Origin of the sequence: Sphingomonas sp. LC-1 (genome assembly GCF_025371035.1) — a bacterium.
GTDB classification, from domain to species: domain Bacteria; phylum Pseudomonadota; class Alphaproteobacteria; order Sphingomonadales; family Sphingomonadaceae; genus Sphingomonas; species Sphingomonas sanguinis_E.
The window spans coordinates 1-1,942 of sequence record NZ_JANZXB010000043.1 but is presented as its reverse complement, the minus strand read 5'-3'; the positions used below and the strand labels follow the sequence as shown (position 1 = coordinate 1,942).

3 protein-coding genes are annotated in these 1,942 nt (G+C 56.6%); 1 reads left to right on the top strand and 2 read right to left on the bottom strand.

Annotated features, from left to right (window positions below; translation table 11 throughout):
• Nucleotides 1-307 precede the first annotated feature (307 nt).
• Nucleotides 308-1,120 (top strand): site-specific integrase, encoded by an 813-nt coding sequence (locus NZL82_RS19745; protein WP_261271388.1) that lies wholly within the window; start codon nt 308-310, stop codon nt 1,118-1,120.
• A 29-nt stretch (nt 1,121-1,149) separates the two neighbouring features.
• On the opposite strand, the gene NZL82_RS19740 is transcribed toward NZL82_RS19745, so the two are convergent.
• Nucleotides 1,150-1,476 (bottom strand): hypothetical protein, encoded by a 327-nt coding sequence (locus NZL82_RS19740; protein ID WP_261271387.1) that lies wholly within the window; start codon nt 1,474-1,476, stop codon nt 1,150-1,152.
• A 9-nt stretch (nt 1,477-1,485) separates the two neighbouring features.
• A partial coding sequence (locus NZL82_RS19735) for a hypothetical protein (RefSeq protein ID WP_261271386.1) occupies nt 1,486-1,942 on the bottom strand: 457 nt, incomplete at its 5' end.

Here is a 1,942-nt window from a genome sequence, read left to right as displayed (position 1 = left end):
GCCACTTGAGGTTATCGTCGCTCATGCCGCAGCATCACCCAAGGCGACTACATCCGCAATGGGCCGGCCGGCGAGGAAGGAACGATCGATAAACTGCTTATCGCGACGGTGGTGAGCAGACGCTTACACGTTTGCCACGATCGCCGCCATTCTCGGTTGCGAGAGGCGCTTCGGGTTGATTTCGAGAGACGAGTGCAGAGACGTTCTTGCTGTGCTTCAAAAGCTGCCTCCAAATGCGAGGAAGCGGTGGCCGGATTTATCCCCAAGAGAGATCGCTGAGGCGGCGGAGGCAAGGGGCGATGCAGGAATGAGCGTCGCCAACATCAATGAATACATGAATAAGCTGTCGAGCTTATTCAACTGGGCTGTCAAAGAAGAGATTATCCATCGGAATCCTACACGCGGACTGCGAGTGATGGACACCCGCATGGCACGCGACAAGCGGCTTCCATTTGAATCATGGCAACTAAAACGTATCTTTGATGCTCCCCTCTACAGAGGGTGCCGCGACGATGAAAACGGATACGCTTGTCCCGGCGTTAATCGGCCTCGAAGGTCACGATTCTGGATACCTTTGGTGGCGTTGTGGGGCGGCCTCCGGCAAGGGGAAATTTGCCAGATGCTGACCAACGACGCGCGTGAACTGGATGGCATCCTCTGCTTCGTGGTGTCGGCAACGGAAGGGGATGGGAAGAGTCTGAAGACTGCGGCGAGTTACCGCGTGGTGCCCGTGCATCCCGAGCTTTTGCGTATCGGATTTGCAGAATACGTCCGTGATCGTCGACGAGCAAAAGATGAGCGATTGTTTCCCGACCTTACTATAGATTCTTTAGGCCTCTATTCTGGAAAATTTTCAAAGTGGTTCGCAAGATTTTTGATATCATGCGACGCCGCAAAAGAGCGAACATGCTTCCATGCGTTCAGGCACACATTCCGAGACGGTTTGCGTGAGGCAAAGATCGATCGTGATATTGCGCTCACGCTTGGTGGATGGACTACCTCGACAGGCACTGGTGCTGTCGCGGATTCTTATGGGCAAGGTTACAGTCCACGGCTACTCTACGCGGCGATGTCCGCCATCATCTATCCTGATCTCGATCTTTCACATCTGCACATGTAGTCCTTGATCGGCTGATAGGTCAGCCGATCTCACTTTGCCTTGCCATTTTGTGCGCGATTAGAGTCGTTTAACCCATGGTCCGCAAAGGTGATGGGCGACACCAGCGGGCTACAATCGGCACGAGGCTGTTGCTCAAGCAGTTGTTTTTTTGATGTTTTCGGGGAGATGGTGCCGCTTACAGGATGCGTCTCGGGCGGCAGCGCGTCACCGTCGACGAGAGCCTTTAGCAACGCTTCCCGATCCTTCGTTGAGCGTGCCGGAAGGCTGGCAATGACGCTTTCGACCCATCGTTCAGGATCATCGTGGGCGGGAGCATTGGTCGGGGCTCGGCGACCACGTGTTGAGCCTTTCGGCATGCTGCTTCCTTACGATGACGGTTGATGGGTCGGCGTCAGGTCTGGGCCGATGAATGCTGTGCTGCTGCGATCGGGCCATGTGATCCACATCTTCCGTGCATCACGGCGGGCTGCATCTCGAACGGCTTGCATGACGAAGTCGCGGCACGCCGGTGTTAGGTTGCGGTCGCTGTCGAAGGGGTCGGGGTAGCGGAAGGCTGCATGGGTCAGATTGATCTGTCCTCGTGGTTCGCCGGGTTCGATGACGACCGGTTGCCATTTGAACACGGCGGGCATGACCCGGATGGTGAGGCCTATGGTCGGGCGCTGGATCGCGGGCCGGGCGATAGGCGACAGAACTGCTGCGCGACAATCAAGGTGAGAACAGCGCGACAATCTAGATGAGAATGGCGGGGGTGTGTCTGTCGGGACGAGGGGCGAAGCCCCGAGGAGCGACAGACACACCCCCGCAAGCGTCTTTTCTTTT

Excerpts from the sequence above, each read along its gene's own strand:
- NZL82_RS19745 (WP_261271388.1), top strand. The coding sequence starts at position 308 with ATGAGCGTCGCCAACATCAATGAATACATGAATAAGCTGTCGAGCTTA.
- NZL82_RS19740 (WP_261271387.1), bottom strand. The coding sequence starts at position 1,476 with ATGCCGAAAGGCTCAACACGTGGTCGCCGAGCCCCGACCAATGCTCCC.